The sequence below is a fragment of the Streptomyces sp. sk2.1 genome, from assembly GCF_008120935.1.
Classification (GTDB): Bacteria; Actinomycetota; Actinomycetes; order Streptomycetales; family Streptomycetaceae; genus Streptomyces.
Window position 1 is genome coordinate 1 of sequence record NZ_RDBO01000153.1, and the last position, 1,751, is coordinate 1,751.

At 70.3% G+C, this 1,751-nt stretch carries 2 protein-coding genes; one reads left to right on the forward strand and one right to left on the reverse strand.

Features of this window, described 5'->3' with window-relative positions; all coding sequences use genetic code 11:
* Window positions 1-841: 841 nt before the first annotated feature.
* Entirely contained in the window at window positions 842-1,090 is a 249-nt protein-coding gene (locus tag EAO76_RS41720; RefSeq protein WP_148841448.1) for a hypothetical protein, read from the reverse strand.
* A gap of 445 nt (window positions 1,091-1,535) precedes the next feature.
* On the opposite strand from EAO76_RS41720, the gene EAO76_RS41725 reads away from it, so the two are divergent.
* Window positions 1,536-1,751, forward strand: a 216-nt coding sequence (locus EAO76_RS41725) for a transposase (RefSeq protein ID WP_148841449.1), incomplete at its 3' end; no start/stop codon positions are given.

Sequence of the window (1,751 nt, forward strand, 5' to 3'; positions counted from 1 at the left end):
GCTTCGCTTCATCTACCGGTGACCCTGTTCAGGTCAACGTCCATCACGTTCCGACGGTCCCTGAGCGGCGCTGCGCGGGCCTGATCGTACGTCGGGGCGTGGCCGGGCCGTCGACGCGGCAGGAACTCAGGGCGGCCGGGCCGGGCCAACCGGCCACCGGTCGCGGTACAGCGCAGAACACCCCACCCCGGCACGGCGGTACGGGGCGCGGCACGGCGTCGGGGCTGCGGGGTTTCGGTCAGGGGCGTCGATGGCCCGCCCCTCCGGGCCGGTGCCTCACCGCTCCGCTCCGTGCTGCTCGCCTTGTTTGTCACCCGCGGGCTTGCCGTTCCGCTTCGTCGACTACCCGTCCTGCTGCTGTGCCGTTCCGCGCCCCGTGCTGTACTGCGGTCGGTGGCCGGTTGGCCCGGCCCGGCCGCCCTCGGGTTCCTGCCGCGTCGGCGGCCTGGTCGCCGCCGCGCCGCCCCCGCCGCTGTGGTGGGTCCGGGTCCGGGGTTCTGCACAGGACCGTCGACCGCCCACCCGTCCATCGACCGCCCGGCTCCGGACCGTGCCGCCGCTCGGTCTGCCGTGCCGCGGTGCCAGTCGCAGGACCGGGGCCGAGACCAAGGCCGTTGACCGCCTGACCGCGCCCCGCAGCCCCGACGCCGTGCCGCGCCCCGTACCGCCGTGCCGGGGTGGGGTGTTCTGCGCTGTACCGCGACCGGTGGCCGGTTGGCCCGGCCCGGCCGCCCTGAGTTCCTGCCGCGTCGACGGCCCGGCCACGCCCCGACGTACGATCAGGCCCGCGCAGCGCCGCTCAGGGACCGTCGGAACGTGATGGACGTTGACCTGAACAGGGTCACCGGTAGATGAAGCCGACCCCGAAGTTGGCAAGCCCGGCAAGAAGTTCAAGAGCCGTCTCCGCAGCCTCCAGCCGTTCTTCGGTGGTGCACGCCATGCAGGCAGCACACGCCGCCAGCCCCATCATCCTCGTAGGCGCAGGCAATGGCGCGAAACGCCGCAGTGGGATGGAAAGAGGGGCATCGTCCCGCTCACTTCCATCCAGCAGGATCTCCGGCAGCCCGCCGTACGTCTCAGAGACGATCAAGCAGACCCAGCCGACCAGCGCAGCTGCGGTTGCGGAATCCTTCGCGAGATGGGCCAGCAGTTCCCGACGGCACCGGATACTCCCGCTCCTCGTGGAACCGGTCCTCTGTGATCGCTCGTGCGAGTGGCAGCGGCAGACTCGCACAAGCGAGCAGCACCTGCCAGCCGCCGCCATCAGCGAAGCCCCGGCCCTGCGCGGCCAGGACCGAGGCGGCTGAGGAGTCGATCAGATCGTGTCTGCGACCTTGATGTAACCCCGCTGGATGACCCACTTCTGGTTCGTGTGGTTGACGCACCTCCAGATGCGCACACGGTCACCGTTGTTGCGGGTGTCGCCAGCGTCCAGGCACATCTCCTGGCTCTGGCCCACGGGCGTTGACCCCGGATGTTGGACACCAGAGACACTTGGATCTTGATGGTCCGGGTGGATACGGAGTCCCGCACAGATGGCTATGAAGCACTATCCCGCCGAGTTCAAGGCGGACGCGGTCGCGTTGTACCGATCGAGGCCGGGAGCGACGATCAAGTCGGTCGCCGAGGACCTCGGGGTGAACACCGAGACGCTGCGCAACTGGATCCGGGCCGATGACGGACGACGCTCCGGCGCTCACTCCACGACGCGGACGACCGCGTCTGCCCAGGCCGCCAGCCTGGTGGAAGCG